Origin of the sequence: Microcoleus sp. B9-D4 (assembly GCF_036705105.1) — a bacterium.
GTDB lineage: Bacteria > Cyanobacteriota > Cyanobacteriia > Cyanobacteriales > Microcoleaceae > Microcoleus.
The window spans coordinates 1-20,944 of sequence record NZ_JAUBTS010000068.1 but is presented as its reverse complement, the minus strand read 5'-3'; the positions used below and the strand labels follow the sequence as shown (position 1 = coordinate 20,944).

The 20,944-nt window shown below is 47.2% G+C and carries 22 protein-coding genes; 13 read left to right on the top strand and 9 right to left on the bottom strand.

All coding sequences use genetic code 11. The annotated features are described in order from the left end of the window. The first annotated feature begins 89 nt into the window (after positions 1-89). Together QUB24_RS28135 and QUB24_RS28130 are read left to right on the top strand one after the other, a co-directional pair. Positions 90-1,178: a WD40 repeat domain-containing protein gene (locus QUB24_RS28135; RefSeq protein ID WP_333156888.1), complete on the top strand. Its 1,089-nt coding sequence runs from the start codon at positions 90-92 to the stop codon at positions 1,176-1,178. A gap of 121 nt (positions 1,179-1,299) precedes the next feature. Then, positions 1,300-1,980, top strand: a complete 681-nt coding sequence (locus QUB24_RS28130) for a CADD family putative folate metabolism protein (RefSeq protein WP_333156887.1) — start codon at positions 1,300-1,302, stop codon at positions 1,978-1,980. 356 nt (positions 1,981-2,336) lie between these two features. Here QUB24_RS28130 and QUB24_RS28125 read toward each other — a convergent pair whose 3' ends face one another. Further along, a complete protein-coding gene (locus QUB24_RS28125) occupies positions 2,337-3,173 on the bottom strand; it encodes a metal ABC transporter permease (protein WP_333156886.1) in 837 nt (278 codons plus the stop codon). A gap of 275 nt (positions 3,174-3,448) precedes the next feature. After that, positions 3,449-4,168 (bottom strand): metal ABC transporter ATP-binding protein, encoded by a 720-nt coding sequence (locus tag QUB24_RS28120; RefSeq protein ID WP_333156885.1) that lies wholly within the window; start codon positions 4,166-4,168, stop codon positions 3,449-3,451. A 66-nt stretch (positions 4,169-4,234) separates the two neighbouring features. On the opposite strand from QUB24_RS28120, the gene QUB24_RS28115 reads away from it, so the two are divergent. Then, positions 4,235-5,335, top strand: a complete 1,101-nt coding sequence (locus QUB24_RS28115; RefSeq protein WP_333156884.1) for a metal ABC transporter solute-binding protein, Zn/Mn family — start codon at positions 4,235-4,237, stop codon at positions 5,333-5,335. A gap of 273 nt (positions 5,336-5,608) precedes the next feature. Here the strand turns inward: QUB24_RS28115 and QUB24_RS28110 are convergent, their stop codons facing one another. Beyond that, positions 5,609-5,869 carry a DUF7219 family protein gene (locus QUB24_RS28110; RefSeq protein ID WP_006631574.1) on the bottom strand — a complete coding sequence of 87 codons (261 nt, stop codon included), beginning with the start codon at positions 5,867-5,869 and terminating at the stop codon, positions 5,609-5,611. Positions 5,870-6,158: 289 nt separating this feature from the next. Continuing rightward, entirely contained in the window at positions 6,159-6,326 is a 168-nt protein-coding gene (locus QUB24_RS28105; RefSeq protein ID WP_333055965.1) for a metallothionein, read from the bottom strand. 146 nt (positions 6,327-6,472) lie between these two features. Here QUB24_RS28105 and QUB24_RS28100 point away from each other — a divergent pair, with 146 nt between their 5' ends. Continuing rightward, complete coding sequence (locus tag QUB24_RS28100; protein WP_333156902.1) at positions 6,473-6,883, top strand: metalloregulator ArsR/SmtB family transcription factor; 411 nt, start codon at positions 6,473-6,475, stop codon at positions 6,881-6,883. Between the two features lie 192 nt (positions 6,884-7,075). Here QUB24_RS28100 and QUB24_RS28095 read toward each other — a convergent pair whose 3' ends face one another. Continuing rightward, positions 7,076-7,273, bottom strand: coding sequence for a heavy-metal-associated domain-containing protein (locus QUB24_RS28095; RefSeq protein WP_333156882.1), 198 nt, complete (start codon positions 7,271-7,273; stop codon positions 7,076-7,078). Between the two features lie 170 nt (positions 7,274-7,443). Here QUB24_RS28095 and QUB24_RS28090 point away from each other — a divergent pair, with 170 nt between their 5' ends. Further along, positions 7,444-7,638: a hypothetical protein gene (locus QUB24_RS28090; protein WP_333156881.1), complete on the top strand. Its 195-nt coding sequence runs from the start codon at positions 7,444-7,446 to the stop codon at positions 7,636-7,638. A 51-nt stretch (positions 7,639-7,689) separates the two neighbouring features. On the opposite strand, the gene aroF is transcribed toward QUB24_RS28090, so the two are convergent. Then, entirely contained in the window at positions 7,690-8,550 is an 861-nt protein-coding gene (gene aroF, locus QUB24_RS28085) for a 3-deoxy-7-phosphoheptulonate synthase (RefSeq protein WP_333156880.1), read from the bottom strand. Positions 8,551-8,692: 142 nt separating this feature from the next. Continuing rightward, entirely contained in the window at positions 8,693-8,917 is a 225-nt protein-coding gene (locus QUB24_RS28080; protein WP_333156878.1) for a hypothetical protein, read from the bottom strand. A gap of 230 nt (positions 8,918-9,147) precedes the next feature. On the opposite strand from QUB24_RS28080, the gene QUB24_RS28075 reads away from it, so the two are divergent. The 3 genes from QUB24_RS28075 to QUB24_RS28065 are packed head-to-tail and all read left to right on the top strand — an operon-like array spanning position 9,148 to position 10,031. Beyond that, complete coding sequence (locus tag QUB24_RS28075; RefSeq protein WP_333156877.1) at positions 9,148-9,363, top strand: plasmid partition protein ParG; 216 nt, start codon at positions 9,148-9,150, stop codon at positions 9,361-9,363. A gap of 55 nt (positions 9,364-9,418) precedes the next feature. Then, positions 9,419-9,634, top strand: coding sequence for a hypothetical protein (locus QUB24_RS28070; RefSeq protein WP_190739384.1), 216 nt, complete (start codon positions 9,419-9,421; stop codon positions 9,632-9,634). Further along, entirely contained in the window at positions 9,624-10,031 is a 408-nt protein-coding gene (locus QUB24_RS28065) for a hypothetical protein (protein ID WP_333156875.1), read from the top strand. Before QUB24_RS28070 ends, QUB24_RS28065 begins: the two co-directional genes overlap by 11 nt. 413 nt (positions 10,032-10,444) lie before the next feature. Here QUB24_RS28065 and QUB24_RS28060 read toward each other — a convergent pair whose 3' ends face one another. Further along, on the bottom strand, positions 10,445-11,209 hold the full coding sequence (locus QUB24_RS28060; protein WP_333156874.1) for a sulfotransferase domain-containing protein: 765 nt from the start codon (positions 11,207-11,209) through the stop codon (positions 10,445-10,447). Between the two features lie 460 nt (positions 11,210-11,669). Between QUB24_RS28060 and QUB24_RS28055 the strand changes: the two genes are divergently transcribed. The 5 genes from QUB24_RS28055 to QUB24_RS28035 all read left to right on the top strand — a co-directional run bounded on the left by QUB24_RS28055 (position 11,670) and on the right by QUB24_RS28035 (position 19,745). After that, on the top strand, positions 11,670-11,984 hold the full coding sequence (locus tag QUB24_RS28055) for a hypothetical protein (RefSeq protein ID WP_333156873.1): 315 nt from the start codon (positions 11,670-11,672) through the stop codon (positions 11,982-11,984). A 397-nt stretch (positions 11,985-12,381) separates the two neighbouring features. Next, positions 12,382-17,313, top strand: a complete 4,932-nt coding sequence (gene hpsA, locus QUB24_RS28050) for a hormogonium polysaccharide biosynthesis protein HpsA (protein WP_333156872.1) — start codon at positions 12,382-12,384, stop codon at positions 17,311-17,313. Positions 17,314-17,345: 32 nt separating this feature from the next. Beyond that, on the top strand, positions 17,346-17,951 hold the full coding sequence (gene hpsB / locus QUB24_RS28045; protein WP_333156871.1) for a hormogonium polysaccharide secretion pseudopilin HpsB: 606 nt from the start codon (positions 17,346-17,348) through the stop codon (positions 17,949-17,951). Positions 17,952-18,016: 65 nt separating this feature from the next. Continuing rightward, positions 18,017-19,081 carry a hormogonium polysaccharide secretion pseudopilin HpsC gene (hpsC, locus tag QUB24_RS28040; protein WP_333156870.1) on the top strand — a complete coding sequence of 355 codons (1,065 nt, stop codon included), beginning with the start codon at positions 18,017-18,019 and terminating at the stop codon, positions 19,079-19,081. 58 nt (positions 19,082-19,139) lie between these two features. Next, positions 19,140-19,745 carry a GspH/FimT family pseudopilin gene (locus tag QUB24_RS28035; protein ID WP_333156868.1) on the top strand — a complete coding sequence of 202 codons (606 nt, stop codon included), beginning with the start codon at positions 19,140-19,142 and terminating at the stop codon, positions 19,743-19,745. A 320-nt stretch (positions 19,746-20,065) separates the two neighbouring features. Here QUB24_RS28035 and QUB24_RS28030 read toward each other — a convergent pair whose 3' ends face one another. Beyond that, a complete protein-coding gene (locus tag QUB24_RS28030) occupies positions 20,066-20,890 on the bottom strand; it encodes a cobalt-precorrin-6A reductase (RefSeq protein ID WP_333156867.1) in 825 nt (274 codons plus the stop codon). Positions 20,891-20,944 lie beyond the last annotated feature (54 nt).

The following is a 20,944-nucleotide window of genomic DNA, read 5'->3' as shown; positions in this document are numbered from 1 at the left end:
GCCTGTTCCACAAGATGAAAATTCATCTTTTGTGGAACGGGCATCTTGCCCGTTCTTAAGAATAGTGCAACATCTCTGATTCAATAAATATGGGTAACAAAAAGACCAATAAAAGTGAACTAACCCTGCAATTTCATGCCCAAGCAATGCTGTCTGACTACGTAACTGCTGTTACTTGGTCGCCGGATGGCAAAACTTTAGCAGTCTGTTCCGCTGCGGGCGAAGTGATGCTGGCGAAAGTAGGGGCAATGAATGAATTTTCCTTGCAAACGCTACAAACTGCTACGGGTAAATCAGCCGATTGCTTGTCTTTTTCCCGCGACAGTCAATTCCTAGCTGCTGGCGGACAAGATGGAAAAGTGCGAATTTGGCGCGTTAATTCTGGGGAATTAATTGCTGATTTGGATAACCACCGCGTCTGGGTTGACAAGTTAGGTTGGAGTCCCAATTGCAACCAGTTAGCTTTCAGTATGGGCCGCTACGTTCAAGTATGGAATGTTGAGGATAATGTTGTTGAAGTAACGCTGAATTTCGAGTCATCATCTATTCTCGATTTAGCATGGCATCCTATGGTTCAATATCTGGCAGTTAGCGGCTATCAAGGTGTGAAAGTTTGGCATGGCGAAGACTGGGACGAAGACCCGGAAATTTTATCAGTACCCTCCGCGACAGGTGCAATTTCTTGGTCGCCGTCAGGGCAATATTTAGCTTGCGGCAATATGGACAATACTCTAATTGTTAATGAATGGGGTAATTTTGAACCGTGGGTAATGCAGGGTTTTCCGGGGAAAGTCCGGGAGTTAGCTTGGTCGGATAAAACTAATTCTTTGGGTGCACCTTTGTTAGCTGCTTCGAGTTCTCAAGGCATTTCTGTCTGGGAAAGAGACGCTGATGAAAGAGTCGGTTGGGAAGGTTGGGCGTTAGAAGTGCATGAAAATGTGGTAAATGCGATCGCCTTTCAACCTACCACATTTTTATTAGCTTCCGCAGCCGCAGACGGTCAAGTTTGTTTGTGGTACGAAGCAGAACAATTGCTGCAAATTCTAGAAGGTGCAGAGGGCGGTTTTTCCTGTCTCGCATGGCATCCCGATGGTCAATTTCTCGCGGCCGGCGGCTGTGGAGGTGAATTGCTGGTTTGGTCAAAGTCTATGCGCGGCAAAGGCTTCGGGCGGTGCTAAGTTGGCATAACGGACGCACCAGTTTGACCAAAACATAAAAATTAAAAACTTGGTCTTGACAAAATGCTAAATTACAATACCATTTTAGTGGCTGCACTATCCTCAAAGGCGATCGACAATTATGACCCAACAGCAATTTCTCGAACAACTCAACACGATTCTTGACCAAAACCACCTGCTGAAACACCCGTTTTACCAAATGTGGAACGAAGGTAAACTCGACCTCGCAATGCTGCAAGAGTACGCCAAAGAATACTATCTGCAAGTCCACAACTTCCCCACCTACGTCAGCGCTACGCACGCCGCCTGTGACGACATCAAAATTCGTCAAATGCTCCTCGAAAACCTGATAGAAGAAGAGAGAGGCGCTGCTAATCACCCTGAACTGTGGCTGCGCTTTGCCGAAGGTTTGGGTTTAGACAGAAATGCAGTTATCGATCACGAGCACTTAGAAAAAACTAGCGAATCTGTTCGTATTCTCAAAGACTTAGCGCGCAGCGAATCGCCCGTCAAAGGTTTAGCAGCCCTTTACGCTTACGAAGCGCAAATTCCCGAAGTTTCTACAACCAAAATCGCTGGTTTGAAGGAATTTTACGGCATCGATTCCGAAGCTGCTTTGTCTTTCTTTAAAGTTCACGAAAAAGCCGACGAGTTCCACTCGGAAGCCACCCGCGAAGCGCTGTTAGAGCTTTGCCAAACAGAAGAAGCAAAACAGGAAGCGCTGTTAGCCACCGAGAAAGCAACTTTCGCTATCAATTTACTGCTTGACGGTGTTTACGAAGCTTATTGTCAAGCTAAGTAAGCTGTAATGGGCGTAGCATCTCTATATGTAGCCATTGTAGGGAAATGGCAATGCCCATAGGTGTCAACTTAAACCGAAAGTCCGCCAGTCAGCCCGTCAGTCCGCCAGGGAATGAATTCCCTGTCTAATAGCTAAAGTCCTCTGAAGAGGACTAATGAGTTGAAAATTCTTTTTTTCAGTCCTCTTAAGAGGACTTTAGCTTTGAGGCAGGGGTTTCAACCCCTGCCGGACTTGCCGGACTATGGGTTATATCTTAAGTTGACACTCCTTGGGCAATGCTGTGTCCCTACGGGGAACTTTTTGGGTAAGCAAGCATAAAAAACCCACAACAAATAGAGTGTGTGCCTCCAGGAGTGTTATCCTCTCTTTCGTGTCAAAATCCCTTGACTGGGACTGAACAGCAAAGCTACTAAAAATAACCCAAAAACAACTAATACAATTGCCGCCCCCGATGGCATATTCAAATAATAGCTGAGATACATACCACTCACGCTAGCTGTAATCCCAAGAATTGCTCCCAATCCCATCATTAAATGTAGCTCTTTTACCAACAAATACGCCGTTATTCCCGGCCCGATTAATAGCGAAATTACTAACAGCGCCCCTACAGTTTGCAAACTCGCAACAATCGTCAGCGTAATCGCCGAAATCATCCCCAAATAAATCCAGTTTACAGGTAAACCGCACGCTTGCGCTCCCAGGGGGTCAAAAGTATAGAATAGCAGTTCTTTGTAAAAGATTTTAACCGTCGCCAAAATTATCAAAGTTATCACAAAAGTCTGCTGCACGTCTGCAGGTGCAACTGACAAGATATTCCCGAACAGAAACCCGTCTAAATCTAATTTAGTTGTCCGCAATAAGCTAATTAGCGTGATGCTAATTGCTAAAAATGTAGACAAAATTAATGCCATAACTGCATCAATTTTTAGGCGCGATTGCGATTGTATCCAGGTCATTATTACCGCGCTGATAATTCCCGATATAAACGCGCCGATCGAAATATTGAAACCTAAAGAAAAAGCCACCGGCAATCCTGCTAATACTGAATGGGCTATCATGTCAACCATCATTCCCATTTGCTGTACAATTAAGTAGGAGCCGACAACGGCGCAGAGAATGCCTAGCAAAATGCCGACGGCGATCGCATTTCGCATGAACTCGAATTGTAGTGGCTCAATTAGTAGGTTTAACATTGAATTAGGTCAATAATAGGATTTTTTCAACTACAATCAATTGCACAGGCGGGACGCCCGTGCCACAATCAACTTTAAAGATCAATCAATTGCACAGGCGGGACGCCCGTGCCACAATCAACTTTAAAGATCAATCAACTGCACAGGCGGGACGCCCGTGCCACCATCAACTTTAAAGATCAATCAACTGCACAGGCGGGACGCCCGTGCCACAATCAACTGCACAGGCGGGACGCCCGTGCCACAATCAATTTTAAAGATAAATCTTTTTTTGCTTACGCTGAAACTAAACTTAAATCGTATCCATAGGCTTTTTGAATATTGGCTGCGGTGAGAACTTCTCGGCAGGTACCAGTTGCAATTAACTGCTTATTTAGCAATAATAAATTGTCGTACTGTTTTAAAGTTTCGCCTAAATCGTGGCTGATTACTAGCAATGTTTTATTTTCTGATTTGAGTTCGGCAAAAATATCGAAAATAATTTCTTCGGTTGCTTTGTCGATCGCATTAAAAGGTTCGTCGAAGAAGAATAAATCGGCTTGTTGGGCGATCGACCTTGCTAAGAAAATCCGCTGCTGCTGTCCGCCAGACAGTTCGCCAATTTGCCGATCGCGCAAATCCCACATTCCCACCCGCAGCAAAGCAGTTGTCACCAATTCTTGCGACTGCTTCGAGGGGCTGCGAAACCAACCAGTCTGGACAGTTCGCGCCATCATCACCGCATTCCACACCGTAATCGGATAATCCCAGTCAATTTGCGATCGCTGCGGCACATAAGCCACCCGCGACAACTGTTCCTTCAGCAGCCGCCCCTGATATTTCACCAAACCCCGACAAGCCGGGATCAATCCCAGCATCGCTTTCACCATCGTGCTTTTCCCCGCGCCGTTGGGGCCGAACACACCGGTTAATTGTCCGGGATCTAACTGGAAATTCACGCTGTTGAGGGCCGCAATTCCGCGATAATTGACAGCCAAGTCTTGCACTTCTAGCATAATTAGAGATTTTGAGAACGATTCTTGTTCGTAGCTACTACAATAGGATAACTCGAAAAAGCAATAATGATTATCGTTCCAAAGGTGAAAATGTTAAAGAACTTGCCTGGAAAAACCCGCAGATTTTGCGGTGCCACTGTTTTGGCCATTGCCTGCGGGCTGGTTGGGTGCAGTGGAGGGCAGAACGCAACCAATCCGGTGTCAGAGAGTCCGGCCGCGACTCAAACTCAAGCCAGTCCCGCCGCCAACTTGCCCAAAGTCGTCGCCACGACTGGCGTTATCTGCAACCTAACTAGAGAAATCGCTCAAAGTTCGATCGACACCACCTGTCTAATTAAACCGGGAGACGACCCCCACGCCTATCAAACCAAGCCGGAAGACCGCAAAGCGATTGAAACCGCAAATCTGATTTTATACGGCGGCTACAACCACGAACCCAGCATCATTAAGTTAATTGAATCTAGCAGTAATTCCGCACCCAAAATCGCCGTACACGAACTCGCTGTTCCCAAACCGCTGATGGGCGAACACGAGCACGAACACGGCGAAGAGAAAGGGGAAAACAAATCTCATGCAGAAGGCGAAAAAGTCCCTGACCCTCACGTTTGGCATAACCCTCAAAATGGCATCCGTATGGTAGAAACAATTCGCGACCAATTGATCAAAGTTTCTCCCACCAATGCTCAACTTTATACAAAAAATGCAGCCAGCTTAACAGATGAGTTGCAAAAAGTAGATACTTGGATCAAAGCTCAAATTGCGACAATTCCAGCCGAAAAACGCAAGTTAGTAACCACTCACGATGCTCTGAGTTACTATGCCGATGCTTACGGTTTGGAGATGGCTGGAGCTTTACAGGGTGTGACGACAGAGGAACAGCCCACCGCAGCAAGAATTGCCGAATTATCCTCAGAAATTAAGACCGCAGGAGTGCCGACCATTTTTGCCGAAACTACAACTAATCCGAAGTTGATGGAGACTGTGGCGAGGGAGGCAAATGTCAAAATTTGGGACAAGGAACTTTACAGCGACGAGTTGGGCGGCCCCGGCACCGGTGCTGATACTTATCAGGGAATGCTGAAAACTAATACTTGCGCGATTATTTCTGGCCTCGGCGGCAATTGTAGTTCCTTTGCAGGAGAAACTGCACCAACTCCCAAACCATAAAATTTTCTAAAGTTCGCCTAGCAAGGACTTTGCATTTCAATACGGTTCAGTTAAGCTCGATCCCCCCTAACCCCCCTTAAAAAGGGGGGGACAAGAACTTACTCAAAGTCAACCCCTACTCCCCTTCTTAAGGGGGATGCGAGGGGGATCTCGCCCGGAATAAATAGTTTTAACCCAAGCGTATTGCCTTACCTTTGCTGGGTACGCAGCAAAACGCTGCGTTTGCAATCGCAGGGGTTTTCGATTGCAAACGCTGCGTTGGCTGCGATGACTTTAAGGTGAATTTTGCTCCTCGGTACTGGGGGGTTTTTGGCCAATTCCCAATTGCTTCTTAGAGGATTTTAGGTCTTTCCAAAGCATTTTAATATCTTTATAGGCTTTCTCAGCACTAATTTTCCCCCCTGTTTCCAGCGAGCAAATATAAGTTATTTTTTGAGCAAACTCCTGCAAGTTGGCATTAAACGCCAAGTTTTCTGGCGTGAAATCACCGTAGTAGCGATTGCGAGGATGTAAAAAATCTTCCCGCTCTTTCATTGCCCCCTCCTAATTTAACTTTTGGTATTCAACTTTTGGTTCGGTCTCTGCTGTTAATAGCACTATTTGTATTCAGTATCGCGGCGCTAACTTGCTTCTATTGTATTGCGTAAGTAGCAATTGTGCTTTTTCGCTCTGTATTTAGTCTATTAATGCAGTCTTAACCTTAAGTTAGCTTTATTTTAACTTTTCTTTAACCTAAAAGCAAAAAAATTGGGAAATGCGCGGTTCGCATCTCCCTTTAGAGATATTTGGCAGTGGGTGATTAACCTTTTCTGAAGCCGAATATTTATTTGTTGCACTCGCAGCCTGTATGGCCGCAGCCTTGGCCGTTGGGGTGTCCGTCAGCGCAAGCACTGGAACAGTATGTTTTGCCGTCTTTTTCAATGGCTTCGCTGGGGCTGACAACGCACGAACATGAAGGGCAGGCACATTTTGTTTGGGTGGCGGTAGTCATTTGAGCTTCTCCTGGTGGGGTTGTTTGTCTATACTTATATATGAACACATATTCAGATATAAGTCAAGGGAATGTAAAAGTTTTGTTACAAAAGGTTTGCCGATCGCACTAAAATGAAAATGAGAATTAAAACTAGCCGGGAAAAGATGTCACCCAACTCTGCTGTTAACGGAGCGATAAGTCAGTCTCACGAACAAAACGATACACCAATGTGCGATCGCCCGCACTTAGTTGACAGTTTGCGGGCCGGGGACATCCAAACACAGGTTCTCAACACCGCAAAAGCGCAGCGGATGGCTGAGTTTTTCAGTCTTTTGGGAGATGCGAATCGCCTGCGGCTACTGTCGGTTTTGGCAAAACAAGAACTGTGCGTGTGTGATTTGGCTGCGGCGTTGAGTATGAGCGAGTCAGCAGTATCGCACCAGTTGCGGGCATTGCGGGCTATGCGGTTGGTCAGTTACCGCAAGGTTGGGAGACAAGTTTTTTATAGTTTACTCGATCGCCACGTTTTGGAACTTTACCAAGCCGTGGCCGAACACTTAGACGAAGCAGAATAAGCTTTTGGGCATTGGCCAAACAGGGCATTGGGCATTGGCCAAACAGGGCATTGGGCATCGGCCAAACAGGGCATTGGGCATCGGCCAAACAGGGCATTGGTAATCAATTTAAAATTCTGTAGGGGCGGCTTTTACCAATAATTTCGGTTTAAGACCAATAATCTCGTAAACCCGCCCTCACCAAACTCAATATCAATCTTGGACGGTGTGGCCCGTAGCAACAACCGCCTGTGAAATTGACTCTTCAGAAGCTTGAGCTTCTACTGTAACAGTCTTAGCTGCGACATCCACATTGACAGTAGCTTCGGAGTCAACAGTTTTGATGGCTTTGGTAATTGTATCAGCGCAGCCGGAGCAGACGATCGAGGGAACGTTAAGTAGTATTGCCATAATTAAGCAAATTTTCGTAGATGACAGTATTATTTTTTATTTTAATCTAAATTCGTGAAACACGCGCTTTCGCCGATTTCGGCAGGGGTTTAAACCCCTGCCTCAAAGCTCAATTCGGTTAAAACTGATATGTTGCACCATTCTCAATTAACCTTTTATGAACAGGCAAGATGCCTGTTCCACAAAAGATAAATTTTATTGTGGAACAGGCATCTTGCCTGTTGCTGACAATGGTTCCACAAAAGATAAATTTTATTGTGGAACAGGCATCTTGCCTGTTGCTGACAATGGTTCCACAAAAGATAAATTTTATTGTGGAACAGGCATCTTGCCTGTTGCTGAGAATGGTGCAATATCTCGGTTAAAACCGACTGTAGAGTTTGACGTTAAAAGTTATAGATTATTTCCCACTAATATCACTTCAAACTTAATACCTGTGAATGCACATTAATATCGGGTATGCAGCGGCCAACGGCGGCGGCTACAGGCCGCAAACTCGCAACTAAATCTACCATATCTGGCAAAGAAAGAGCTTGCCGCGCGTCAGAAACCGATTTTTCCGGTTGCGGGTGACACTCAATAATTAATCCGTCTGCACCGCAAGCAACCGCTGCTTTGGCTAGTGGTGCGACTAATTCTCGCTTGCCGACGGCGTGAGAAGGGTCTACAATTACTGGCAAATGAGTTAACTGTTTCAGTGCTACGACTGCACCTAAATCTAATACATTCCGGGTGTAATTGTCGAAGCTGCGGATGCCTCTTTCGCAGAGAACTACTTGAGGATTTCCGTGACTGAGAATGTATTCGGCGGCCATCACAAATTCTTCGATTGTGGCTGACAAGCCGCGTTTTAGCAGGACTGGTTTTCCGGCTTGACCGATCGCCTTTAGTAACTCGAAGTTTTGCATATTCCGACTACCTAGTTGCAGCATATCAGCATAGGTGACAACTGGCTCGATTTGGGCGATCGACATTACCTCTGTCACTACGGGTAAACCGTAACGCCGGCTGACATCGGCTAAAATTTCGAGTCCCTCAATTCCCATGCCTTGGAAAGCATAGGGAGATGTGCGGGGTTTGTAGACTCCGCCTCGCAAAGCTTGCACGGAGGCGGCGGAGAGTTGGCGGGCGACTGTTTCCATTTGTGCGGAACTTTCGACGGTACAGGGGCCGCCGATGATTAATAATTCTTGGCCACCGACTGAGACTGTTTCTGAGAGTTTGACGATTGTCTGGTGTTCGGGATGAGATTTGGTTACGAGTTTGGCTTCTAACATGAGGGTATTTTCCTGGAAATTTAAGTGGGTGGTTGACAACAAAAAACCCGGAACTTTTAGGAGTTCCGGGTTGGTGCGAAAAGACAGCGCGACAATTTACCCAGAACTTTGGTTGGGCCAAAAATAAAAGCTGTTGTACCAGTTACTGAATAATGTCATTGCTGTTTTCGCTTGTACTCGATTGGTTGTTGGGTAAAGAAGTAGAAAAAACAAAACCGCAGGTGTTAATCTGCGGTTCGCCCGGATGTTCACAGTGAATTGCAAATTCACTCCGGGCGAACTTGGCTGTACCAAAAATAAAAATAGCTGTTGGCTGTGAACTTGGCTGTGAACATAGCTGAAGTGCTGCGATTTGTGGATTAAACACAATACTATTCGATAAGCTATCACAGACTGGTAGGAATGTCAAGCATTTTTTTTGCAAAATTTATGGAAACGGCAATGCCGTTTAACTCGGCGCGGTTGTCGTTTTTTTGGCTATGTCTGTTATTATATCAATATAGGGACAAAGCGATAAGTCCTTATATCGACAAACGACCCTATCCGATCGCGCGCCTGTGTGTCAGGCTAGACACATAGACAAATCGATATAGCGATATGGAAACTTTGACTACAAGTAAAACTGTGTCCGTAAAAATCTATCTACCTGAAGAGACAAGAGCCAAGTTCAAAGCATCTTGCGCCATGCGTAGCCTCAGCATGAATGAGGTTCTGTTGGAGTACATCGAAACTTGGTTACAGGAAAACGAAGCCGTTTTAGAGCCAAAGCCCCAGCGCGTCAAGACGATCGCCAAAACAGAGGAAACAGACTGATGATCGATCGACTATATCGAATAAACGGCATCCTCGAACAAACCGCGAGGGACAAATGCTGAGAGATTCAGACAACCCAGAGAAATCTTGGGAGGATTTAGAAGCCGAACTGCTTCCTCACCGTCCTTTTTATGCCCCTGGCGAGACTGAAATTGAAAAAGACCTTTATGCTAAGCGACGATGTGCTCAGCATAAAATGAAGGCTGAAAAACGCCCCGATATTGCAGGCCGTTCTTATTATTACTGCACGGAGACCAATAATGATGACTAACTCGAACTACCGACTGCTACCTGCCAGAGATGAGTATGTCCAAGTGTCTATCTATCTCAATCGGGTGCATTTGGACGGATATACGCCCGATCGCGCGATCGCACAATTGATCGAAATGGGTTATGCTCCTACTTTGCAATATCAGTGGAATCCAAAACGAAATGAGTTTGATTTATTTGCTCTGATTCACGATCGCCCGATCGCTGATTCACTGATGGATAAAGAGGCTTGTGATGCTCTCTGGGCTGCTTTTAACGAATCTTCGCTTTACGTGATTGGTTGCGAGGCGGCGCAAAATTCTAACTGGCTAGCGGCACGCAGCTTTAATGATCCGCGCCGTCACGCTACGCCGGAGGAAATCGAGCCTCTGGAAGCAAATGCTACGGCGGCTGCTTAATATTTTAGTCCTGAGCGCAACTGGCACAAAAAAGGTTTTTATACCAATTTAATGTGAAGTTGCACATATCTCGATCCCCCTAAGTACCCCTTCTTAAGGGGAGTAGGGGTTGAGTTTGATCGGAATCTTTTCCCCCCCTTGTTAAGGGGGGCTAGGGGGGATCGAGGGGCTAAGTAGTAAGGTGGAGTTCGATCGCTCTTTTCGCCCCTTAATCAAGAATATGTCTCGTTTATAGCTTCGTTTCGATCGCCCCTAACGCCTCTTATTAAGGGGGATTAGTATTTAAAGTCCTCATGTATTTCTCGTTTATACCTTGGTTTCGATCCCCCCTAACCCCCCTTAATAAGGGGGGGACAAGAGGGAGCTTTCCGAGGGGAGGGGAACGATACTTTGATGCAAGGGAGATATATTGATTAATCCCAGCCGAAGTCTCGATCGCACAATTCGGCTAGTCTTTGGTTGTGCGATCGAAAATATGCTCTCAATTGCTCGTATACTGTCTCGCTGATGGGCGGATATTCGTTGGAGTTGAGCTTTCCGTAGGTTTTTAGTTGGTGGGGGGGTAAGTCTAAAAATTCGAGGACGGTGTTGAGGATTTTTGCTGGGTTGCTATACAAGTCTTCGCTTTTGATGATTGAAATTTGTGATTTGGGAAAAAGTTTCATCCAGGCTGGGAGTTGATCGGCGTAAATGCCGCGGGCTAGATAGCTGTGGTGTTGGTGTTCGTAACTATAGTATTTGGGGTTGGCTAGGAGTTTTTCCATTTCGCCTTTGAGTCTTTCGGACTCGGCGGTGATCGCGTCTTCTAATGAGAGTGTTTCGTATTTTATTCTGATATAATGATAGTAGTGGGAAATAGCGCGATCGACTGGGTTTCTCAGCAGGGCGATGATTTTAACTTTCGGACATAAATCATGAATTCGCTGGGGAACGTGGGGGTGAAATATGTAGTAAGGACTGGCTTCTCCGGTGATTTTTTTGGGGCTGTGTTTGGGCAGGGGAAATTGGGCATAGTACCAGTCTGGGCTTTTGTCGAAGTTTAAGTCAAAATAATGTACTTCTTTTTGGGTGGCATGGGCTATTTGGGGATGTTCGGTGAGATAGGCGTAAAGCGATGTTGTTCCGCCTTTTTGGGCGCCGATAATGATGAAGTCTGGGGGTTTGGGAGTTTGTTTCATGGGTTGTAGGTTTTATATTTTGCAGTTGTACTGACAGTGTTTCGGATTTGGCATTTGTACCTATAGTCCGCCGGGGGTTAAAACCCCCGTCTCATAGCGCAAGTCCTTTGAAAAGGACTGAAGATGTATTTATATATAGCAGTTCTCAATCTTGGTGAGGTATGCCCACGGAGGCCACGGAGGCAGCTTATCAAGCGTGCACCTCATGTTATACCAATTTAATGTGAAGTTGCACATATCTCGATCCCCCTCGCATCCCCCTTAATAAGGGGAGTAGGGGTTGACTTTGAGAAGTATCTTGTCCCCCCCTTGTAGGGGCGGTGCGACCCCTACTCCCCGTGCCCGCCCTCTTGGCTAGGGGGGATCGGATTCTATGCAACCTCATAAAAAATTGGTATTACTTAGAAAGGCTATATCTATATCTTAATATTTGATTAGTCCTCTTAAGAGGACTTTAGCTATGAGACGGGGGTTTTTAACCCCCGGCGGGCTGGGGCGCAAGACGAAAATTCGATCGCACTTGGGGGGATTACGGCAATTCGATCGCACTTGGGGGCATGACGGCAATTCGATCGCACTTGGGGGTATTACGGCAATTCGATCGCACTTGGGGGTATTACGGCAATTCGATCGCACTTGGGGGGATTACGGCAATTCGATCGCACTTGGGGGTATTACGGCAATTCGATCGCACTTGGGGGCATTACGGCAATTCATCGCCCAATTTAGATTCGATCGCGCTGACAGGCATAACCACTCGATGGGCAGATCGTGATTGTAGATTCCGGTGGTTGAAAGCGCTAGCAAGGCGAACACATCAACAAAGCCGGCCAGAAAAGGGCTGGGAAATACATCGGATACGATCGCGATCCGTGTTTTTGGGCGATCGAATTCACTCTGGCTCTGACCACTGACATTTCAATTTAACTAGATTAGAGTGGAGTTAGGAATATCTAATTCGTGGGGGGCAAATCTTTCGCTGAAAAATATATTATCGGCGGCGATTTTGGTTAGGGGTTTGTGGGTTTTATTTTTCAGCCAAGGTACAGATTTAAATTTGTGCAAGAGGCTGATATGCAAGTTGCACAAAATGGGAACAATAAAGATGGGATTGTACTGTCGAGCAGTAACTACCAGCAATACCATCTCTGAAATTATTCAGGAAGGCGTCAATGTTTAAGAGCAAATTATCCAAAGTTATCGTATCCCTGCTGCGGCGGATTGCTGGTGTTACCAGATCCGGGGCCAAGCGGCTGATGAGAGCAATGCTGCAAACCCTGATGGCTATGGGCCGGAGGGCGAGACTGCCGGTGGCGGGGTTTGTGCTGCCGACGGTGACGATGGTGTTGCTGGTAGTGATATTGTTGACTGTGGCGATTACGCTGCGATCGTTCGATAGGGCTAATACGGCGCGTAACGTGCGCGTGAACCAGCAGGTGCTGGCGGCCGCGACTCCCGCGCTCGATCGGGCCAAAGCGAAAATAAATTTCCTGTTGTACGAAGACCCGCAAAGACCGACGGCGACTCCATCCGATAATGAAATGTACCGGATTATGTCGTCTGCTTCTGGTCCGGATCTTTATACATTCGGCGGTGAAGAGCGACTGAGACTTAAGTATGATCTCGACGGACAAAATGGAGTCGCTGCCCTTGACCCTGCGAAGCTCCCCGATGCCGAAAAAGATGAACAGATAAACACTGCTTGGAGATATCGCGTCGATACGGATAAAGACGGCGTGGACGATACTTATACAATCTACGGCATATTCTTTCGCTCTCCACCGCGTGACGCTAACGGCGATTTCACAAGGCCGAGAAAGCCGTTAGAAGCAAGAACACCTCCAATGTCGAGAGGCTCGCTCAAAAAAGGGTGCGAGGCGGCCGCTGGTACTAGCGCTAGTTTGGTGGGAGACTCGGGTTGGTACAAAATAGATGGCAGGCTCAAAAAAAGTTTTTTTGTTTACACAGTCAATGTGCCGATGCCGGGATTCAAAGGCACTCGCAGCGTTTCAGCTCTAGAATACCAGCAAGACCAAAGCCGCATTCCCCTTAGCAATAATGCGGTTGTGTATGAAGATGATTTGGAAATATCTCCCGGTCCATCCTTAAGGCTCAACGGGCGGATGATGACAAATAGTAATCTGCTCGTAACAGTTACGAGGGAGACAGGAACGCAATTAGATTTATATCAAGTTAGCAGCAAAGATTCCTGTTTCTACGAAAAAGAAAACAGCCAAATAATTGTGGGTGGTAATGTCGTCAACGGTCACTCGGGAACTACCGATCTCCAAAAAGCAGTGCCAGTACACCTGTTCAAAAAAGGTGATAATCCAGACTATCCAAAAACAGACCTAACAATTACCACCACAAATCAATCTACAAGCAATACCTCTTTACAAGTAATCTATAACAACCAAGCTTACACCGCTCGCATTGCGGCTTTAGTAAGGGAACGCATCGGACCCGTCGGGAATGAAACCGATCCTCTGACCGATCCAATTTCAGTCCAAAACGCCCAACTAGATGTCGCAGGCTCTCCCGGACAAACACGGGAACAAGCGCTGGAAGAATATTTTAAGCAGAGGACTCGGAAAGTTCCGTTTAGTGAAGTGAAATTTGGCGAGGACGGAACTCAAGGCCAGACTAATAACTTGGTTGATTCAGGGGGGCCGGGTTTACGACCTAAACTTGCATGGGCAGATCCACAGAGCATATCCCAATTAAGTCTCAAAGCCGACCAACTAGAAGCAAAAAACCCTGAGCCTCCACCCGTAGAAGAAACATACATCGGCGATCGAGTAGTGGCGGGTAACAACTTGCCTGCCCTACTTTGGGACGACACCAAAAACCAATTTGTCAGCGCATCGCAAACATTAGGAAACTGGACAGATGACGGTACTGCCCGCACACGATCTTCCCAGGTGACTACGCTCGCAGACGTGGGCGCGACAGACCGTGACGGTTTTTGGGAAAAAACATCAGCCCAAATACCTGCAACTCCCCTTGACGGTATAGGTGGTTTGCGGATAATTACCAGTGCAGGAGTTTACGATCGCACAACTTCTTTTCTTCCCCCTCCTCAATGGCTCGATCTTCGAGATCCCGCTGGAAGTCCTCCAAGGAGAGGACCAGTATCTGTCGGTACGACCCCGGGTGTCACCACTACTTACGACGACCCAGCAACTGGGGGTGTTGTAGAGCAATACCCCGTCGTGTGGCCGGACTCCATGCCGATGTCACCACTGGGACCTGGATCGAAAGTATATGACAATGTTGCAGGAAATTGGATTAACTGGCGAACAGCGACGATGCCTCCTAGTGGGCCAGAAGTAGTCGCAGACGAAAATGGTAATGGGCTACCGGCAGGAACTTCGTCCGCCATTGACCCCAACACGCTCAAGTTTGCTAAAGGCGATTTGCGGATGCGGGCATCGGCAGTTTATCACTATGCAAACAGCGGCTACAAGCAAGGTGACACTCCTCAACAAACCCCATTTGCCTGCGTCAGCAGTTACTACGACCCCAGTACCGCACTGACAGCGAGAAATATAACTCCACTGGCTGATGTCAGCGGAGATAAAAATCTTCCAGCAACAACCCGCCCTGCAAATACAAAAATCGGCTCTCACAACGGCATAGTTTACAACTTCCCAGGACGACCAAATCTTGCGGGACCTCTCCCAATGACTAACGGTTTATTGACAGGTGGCGACCCAATTTATACCGCGCAAGCCAACTACGTCTTCCCTGACGGTAGGTTTGCCAACAAGCCTTTGAGAGAGGCGCTGCTAAAAGCTGAAGGCGATCGCAATTTAGCAGATTTAGCAGCGATCGACTCTACTGCTTGCGCTTTGAATATTTTGAAGACGCCTACTGCTAGCACTGCAATTCCTGCTGGGGCTATTCAGGAAGTAGCCTTTTTGAATGCTAGAGAAATCAAGGCGGTAGACGCTGACAATACCACCACTGCGGTAAATGAAGAGTTTACGCTGAGCAGTCCCTGGCCTACGACTACTCCACCTACTGCCCCCGCTGCAATATTGACAGGGAATTACAACCAGCCGATCGAAGAACGGCAGCCCCTAGAAGTTCGAGCAACTCAGTTGAATATAAAGGCTCTGCGGCAGCAACAATTTACTGGAACTAACGGGCCAGCGCCGGCAAAAGAGTATTTACTGCCAAACAGCGGGGTTATTTATGCCAGTCGGGATGACGCGCTCCCTGATCGCAGTGCTCGAAGTGCTGATGAAAATAGGGATAAATTAGTCAGTCCCACAGATTCTCTGCTCGACCCCACCCGCAAGCCCAACGGAATTTTACTCATCAACGGTGAATCGCTATTCCGCGACGCAGCAGGCCCGGTAAGACCAACTACTGTGGCAGATGTGGTTAGGGAAAAAGGTCTGACTTTGGTATCAAATTTGCCAGTTTATATCAAAGGAGAATTTAACAAACACAGTCAACAAGAGTTCGCGACAGCTTTAACAGACACTTGGAGTAATTTTTACGGTAGTCGTGGCATTCTCAATCCTAATTTTGCTTGTCGCGCAGGCGACCCCAGACTTAAGGATTGTGACACTGGTGATAATTGGCGTCCCGCAACGGTACTAGCAGATGCTGTTACTCTGCTTTCAGGAGACTACCGCTTTGGCTTCCGCAACGAAGGGGATTTTGACCTCAGAAATAATGCGGGCGCTGCTGCTGTATTACCTCGGAGACAACAAGGTTTTTATCACAACAATTTTGTTACTAACGGTCTCACTAGCGGAGCATTCTTAAGTGACGGCAAATTGTTCTCTGGTACGGGTACAGCACTCATAGATAATGACTATCTCAGTCCCCGGCTGAATAGTTCTTACTTCAACAACTTTGTCACCCCCGTCCAAAGGCGCGGAAAGTTCCCAGAGTATTTGATGGAAACTTGCATAAAACTGCCGGTTTCTGAATGTGGCACAGACCCCAAGGATTGGGTAGTCAATCCAATTCCGGTGGCTGGCGACACGGTAAAAACAGCAGCAGAGGCATTTGCTGCTACGCCGGCTTACGGCACTAACCGTCCAAATGTGTTCCAAGCCGGAACAACTGTTGACCCTCCGATTGCAGCATTACAGCGGTTTCCCCGCCGTGTTGCTTTCCCCAGAGCTACTGGCGGCAGTAATAATTTGAGTGGGGGGGCAACTCCACAGCCTTACGGTATAAATGCAAGCCGGAGCATCATTGTTGGTCCTGGGGAACCAAAAGATAATTCTCTGTGGTTCGCGACAACAGCAACAGCAGGTGGTACTTCTGTAAATTACGGTAACGCTCCATTACCGTTTGTGGTCAACAGAAATGTGACCGACTGGAATGGTAAACCTCTGCCACCTTTATCAACAACTGCCACCTTCCAGCCGCTGCTGATGCCAGTCTTACAGCTTCAAACCGTGGGAGCCGCGGCAGCCTCTGCTGGTCCACCCGTAGTTAATACGCTAGTGAAACAAACTGGGTGGCTGCCGAGAGCTACAGCGACCAGTTTCCATATGATCGTAGGAGCGAGGGACATTCCTTCCCGAGCTCTTGACCCTAATACCGGTGACACCAACGGGGGTCTGCAAAATTTGCCCCGCTTTATCGAAAGCTGGCAAAACAACGGTACGGATACTCCAACCGACATCAAGGGTTCTTTCGTTCAACTAAGTCGCAGCGCCTACAGCACGAGTCCTTATCTGCCAATTCTGCCACCGAATGCTCCTTCGATGGGCGCTGCGGCGCCTACTAAACTAAAAAGTTTGTTTGAGCGACCAACGACAGGTTCAGGAGTGACTGCTTACACAGCTCCCGCAACAGCCTATAGAAGTGATGGCGGAGGTCGCTTTCCCTATTTCATCCCACCAAAACGGGATTGGGGTTTCGATGTAGGCTTGCTATCTCAGCCACCTGACTTGTTTACCCAAAGATTTACTACTCCTCCGAGAAAGACTGAGCCGGATGAGTATTTCCGGGAAGTAGGTCGCGATGACAAGTGGGTACAAACTTTGATGTGTGCTGAAGTTGCAGCCGCCAGCCCGGGCACCGACGCTGTGGATGCTCCTTTCAAACCAAGTGTGTGTCCTCCTCCGGCCTAAATTTCTGCCTCGTAATTACTGGAGTTCTACTTATGACTAAGCACAAACAACAGCAAAATTTATCTCAGTCGCGAGACGGCGGCTACACGATTATCGAGTCGTTGGTAGCAATGATTGTAGTTTCGGTGCTGATGATCGCGATCGCCCCTGTGATGGCTTACTCAGTAGCGACTCGCGTACAAGCGCGGCGAGTGGAACTGGCGACGCAGGCGGGAAGAACTTACATCGACGCTCTCAGAACCGGGGCGATTAAACCGACAGATGGGGAGTTTCCCGCCGCAGATGCTGCTGTTCCTCCTGCCATTCCTGCTGCTCCTCAATCTGTTAACAATCTGTACTGCGTTGACTTGGATGAAAATCCTGGTTGTACTGGCAACAAAGATTTTCGTGTTCAGGGTGTGCGGCAATCTGTAAGTGCTGATAATCTACAGGCGAAAAAAGCGGGCTACGGTTTGACTGTGCGGGTTTACAGAGCCGATGCTACTGGCACTTTGACACCTATAGGTCAATCTATAGTTGGAGCTGGACTTGGAAATCCCAACGCACCCTTGGTAGTAATGAATACAGAAATTCCTCCTGCCCCAGAAGGCGGGGCTTCATCCTATCGATCCATTTGTACTCGAACCGGGGGCTGTTAATAACACTCGCAGGAACTTCGATCAAATTAAAATCGCTCCCCCATTTGACAAAGGAAAAAGTCAAAATGAAAACTTTACTCAGGTTGCTTCTAAAAACTCAGCACCCGCGAAACCGCTCTGGGTCAGCTCAAACAGAAAAGGGCATGACTCTGGTCGAGCTATTAGTCGGAGCAATTATGGCGTTTTTAATCATTACTCCGATGCTCGGTTTTGTAGTGGATATGCTGAATACCGACAGGAGGGAACAAGTCAAGTCAAATACCGAGCAAGACATTCAAGCCGCCGTAGATTTCATCGCCCAAGATTTAAGTCAAGCTATTTATATTTACAACGGCAAAGAAATCGTTGATATCAAAGCTAAACTTCCTGCTCCTCCTCAAAATACTACTGGTACTCCAATTCTAGTATTCTGGAAGCGACAGCAGATTAAAAATGCTGTTCCTCTGAGTGCTGGCTTAAAGCCCAGTGACTGCAAGGTTCCAGGCCAAACTGGGGGAACAATTGAATGTAACGACACCTATGTACGATCGTTAGTTGCCTACTACCAGATTACAGACACTGCTTCTAATTCTATTTGGTGTCAGCCTTCAGGAGGCACTTGTCCTACCCGTATTGAACGCTATGAAATTAAGGATGGAGTGCAAAACCCTTACGCGCCGCCGACAGATCCTGATTTCCCTTACTACGCAAAAGCGGATACTCCCAAAAGCTCTCATAAAGATGAAGCTTTTAATGCAGCTTTTGATTTTAGCGACCCTACAAAAGACGTGACACTTATTACAGGGGGAACGCCTGTTGTAAATTCCGAAGTTCTGGTTAATTACATCGACCACAGCCCCAAGCAACTTGATGTGGCGGAGTGTCAAAAGGCTCTCGGCACTCCCCAAACTAAAATAGGGTTAGCGGCAGCGACAGATGTTCCAGAAGGGACTCTAAAAGTAACAGACCCAAGTACAAATACAAATAGTTTTTACGCTTGTGTTGATAATGCTCGAAACTTAGCCCGAGTAACTATCAGAGGAAATAGCCTCCGCCGCATTCAAACTGATGCTGATTATGACACCAAGAAAGCGGCATATTTCCCAACAGCAACCGTGCAAGTACAAGGTTTAGGTGCGTTAGGAAAGTAACTTAGGCATGAAACACCTTCCCCAATCGCCGCCCGCTGATAAACAATAGGAGATTACCATGAAAACCCCACCAATATTATTAAAACTTTTGCATAACTCGGCTGCCAAGCCCAGCCCTAATTTCCACAAAACTGCATCCAGAAAAGGCGATGGAGGATTCACCCTTCTAGAAGTGTTGGTGATAGCGTTGCTCATAGGTATATTCAGCTCGATCGCCGCTCCAAGCTGGCTGGCATTCATCAACAGACAAAGAGTTCGCACAGTGAACGATCGAGTTTTCCAATCATTACGACTTGCACAAAGCGAAGCAAAGCGAACTAAGAGCAGTGTCACAGTTACATTTTCTGCCCCATCTGTCTATCCACCTACAATTACGTTTAACCCGCCACTAGCCACGGGTGGTAGTACGCAGACGTTAGATGGTGGAGGCGAAATTCCACCCGGCACCATTGCACTTAGTCATAATGCACCCTCAATCACTTTTGATTACCTGGGAAACGTAAATGGACTTCCGTTAGATACATCAGTAAATCCAAATGTTCCTCGATTTGTTGCCACAGTTTCTGTATCTGGTGGCGGTACAAAGCAGTGCGTATTTGTGGAAACTATCCTAGGAGGAATGAGAACGGCTGAAGGAAATGATCCCCTAACTGGGTGCCCCTAATAGCTTTCAATAAATTTAATTTTAATCTCTAACAGCAATTCCGCATAAGTTCTGAATTGCTAAAATCTATTAACTTAAATTATTTTATATTTCAAATCCTATTAAAACAGTCAAAAAATGCAGCTAGAACTGAAACAAATAATCATCCAGCCAGGAAATCAACTATTACTCAAAAACATAACCTGGCCGATGTTTGAAACCCTACTAATATCATTTCCGGTAACACCGGAATGATGCTGACGGTTGACGCCGTGAACAGTGAACGGTCAACCGTCAACAGTGAACTCGAATTTACTATTCCGATGCTAACGGATTTGATATCATAACTGCTTAACTAACCAAGCGATCGCCCCTGCAACATCAGCAACCTGCTCAACATCAGGAATCGGCGGCCGCTGCACCATCACCACCGGAATTCCCAGTTCCCTAGCCGCCACAATTTTCGCATAAGTAGCACCGCCGCCGCTGTTTTTACTAACAATAGTATCAATCTGATATTCTAATAGTAATTGGCGCTCATCTTCCAAAGAAAAAGGCCCCCTTGCTAACAACAATTTACCATTAGGAATAGGAGAATTGAGTGCCGGAGGATCGATCGCCCGCATCAAAAACCAAATAGCATCCAAACCAGCAAAAGCTGCCAATTCCTGCCTACCAATCGTCAGAAACACCCGCTGAGACAGCCCTAATAAAGCCCTTGCAGCCTCCGAGTAGCCCGCAACTTCAATCCAGCGATCGCCCTCCACCCTCTCCCAAGCTGGACGCACCAGCATCAAAAAGGGCACATTACACTCAGCAGCAGCAACAGCAGCATTAGCAGAAATCTGAGCCGCAAACGGATGAGTAGCATCGATTAAGAAGTCGATCGGGCGATCCTCTCCGTTGGCGTAGCCCCCGTAGGGGCGGGCTGCGCTAACGAGCAAAAACGCCGCCAGCCCAGCCGCCCCACCAAACCCCCCAATTCGCACCGTACCCGTTTTTGGGGTAAAAGGCTGTTGAGTGCGTCCTGCTAGCGAAGAAACCACCTCTATATCAGCAATTTGAGACGCTCTTACCGCCAGTTCAGCAGCATCCCCCGTCCCCCCCAAAATTAGCAACCGTTTTTTCACCAAATTATCCCTAATAGCTGGTAAAAGTATAGTCATTTATAGGCATGGGAGGCTTCAAGTCCCTCCCCCTTCACTTTTACTTTCAGCGGA

Coding starts and splice junctions, on each gene's coding strand:
- QUB24_RS28035 (WP_333156868.1), top strand. CDS start 19,140: ATGAAAACCCCACCAATATTATTAAAACTTTTGCATAACTCGGCTGCC.
- QUB24_RS28120 (WP_333156885.1), bottom strand. CDS start 4,168: ATGCTAGAAGTGCAAGACTTGGCTGTCAATTATCGCGGAATTGCGGCC.
- aroF (WP_333156880.1), bottom strand. CDS start 8,550: ATGTTAGAAGCCAAACTCGTAACCAAATCTCATCCCGAACACCAGACA.
- QUB24_RS28100 (WP_333156902.1), top strand. CDS start 6,473: ATGTCACCCAACTCTGCTGTTAACGGAGCGATAAGTCAGTCTCACGAA.
- hpsB (WP_333156871.1), top strand. CDS start 17,346: ATGACTAAGCACAAACAACAGCAAAATTTATCTCAGTCGCGAGACGGC.
- QUB24_RS28095 (WP_333156882.1), bottom strand. CDS start 7,273: ATGGCAATACTACTTAACGTTCCCTCGATCGTCTGCTCCGGCTGCGCT.
- QUB24_RS28070 (WP_190739384.1), top strand. CDS start 9,419: ATGCTGAGAGATTCAGACAACCCAGAGAAATCTTGGGAGGATTTAGAA.
- QUB24_RS28110 (WP_006631574.1), bottom strand. CDS start 5,869: ATGAAAGAGCGGGAAGATTTTTTACATCCTCGCAATCGCTACTACGGT.
- QUB24_RS28075 (WP_333156877.1), top strand. CDS start 9,148: ATGGAAACTTTGACTACAAGTAAAACTGTGTCCGTAAAAATCTATCTA.
- QUB24_RS28105 (WP_333055965.1), bottom strand. CDS start 6,326: ATGACTACCGCCACCCAAACAAAATGTGCCTGCCCTTCATGTTCGTGC.
- QUB24_RS28090 (WP_333156881.1), top strand. CDS start 7,444: ATGCCTGTTCCACAAAAGATAAATTTTATTGTGGAACAGGCATCTTGC.
- QUB24_RS28115 (WP_333156884.1), top strand. CDS start 4,235: ATGATTATCGTTCCAAAGGTGAAAATGTTAAAGAACTTGCCTGGAAAA.
- hpsC (WP_333156870.1), top strand. CDS start 18,017: ATGAAAACTTTACTCAGGTTGCTTCTAAAAACTCAGCACCCGCGAAAC.
- QUB24_RS28135 (WP_333156888.1), top strand. CDS start 90: ATGGGTAACAAAAAGACCAATAAAAGTGAACTAACCCTGCAATTTCAT.
- QUB24_RS28030 (WP_333156867.1), bottom strand. CDS start 20,890: ATGACTATACTTTTACCAGCTATTAGGGATAATTTGGTGAAAAAACGG.
- QUB24_RS28055 (WP_333156873.1), top strand. CDS start 11,670: ATGAGACGGGGGTTTTTAACCCCCGGCGGGCTGGGGCGCAAGACGAAA.
- QUB24_RS28130 (WP_333156887.1), top strand. CDS start 1,300: ATGACCCAACAGCAATTTCTCGAACAACTCAACACGATTCTTGACCAA.
- QUB24_RS28060 (WP_333156874.1), bottom strand. CDS start 11,209: ATGAAACAAACTCCCAAACCCCCAGACTTCATCATTATCGGCGCCCAA.
- QUB24_RS28125 (WP_333156886.1), bottom strand. CDS start 3,173: ATGTTAAACCTACTAATTGAGCCACTACAATTCGAGTTCATGCGAAAT.
- QUB24_RS28065 (WP_333156875.1), top strand. CDS start 9,624: ATGATGACTAACTCGAACTACCGACTGCTACCTGCCAGAGATGAGTAT.
- hpsA (WP_333156872.1), top strand. CDS start 12,382: ATGTTTAAGAGCAAATTATCCAAAGTTATCGTATCCCTGCTGCGGCGG.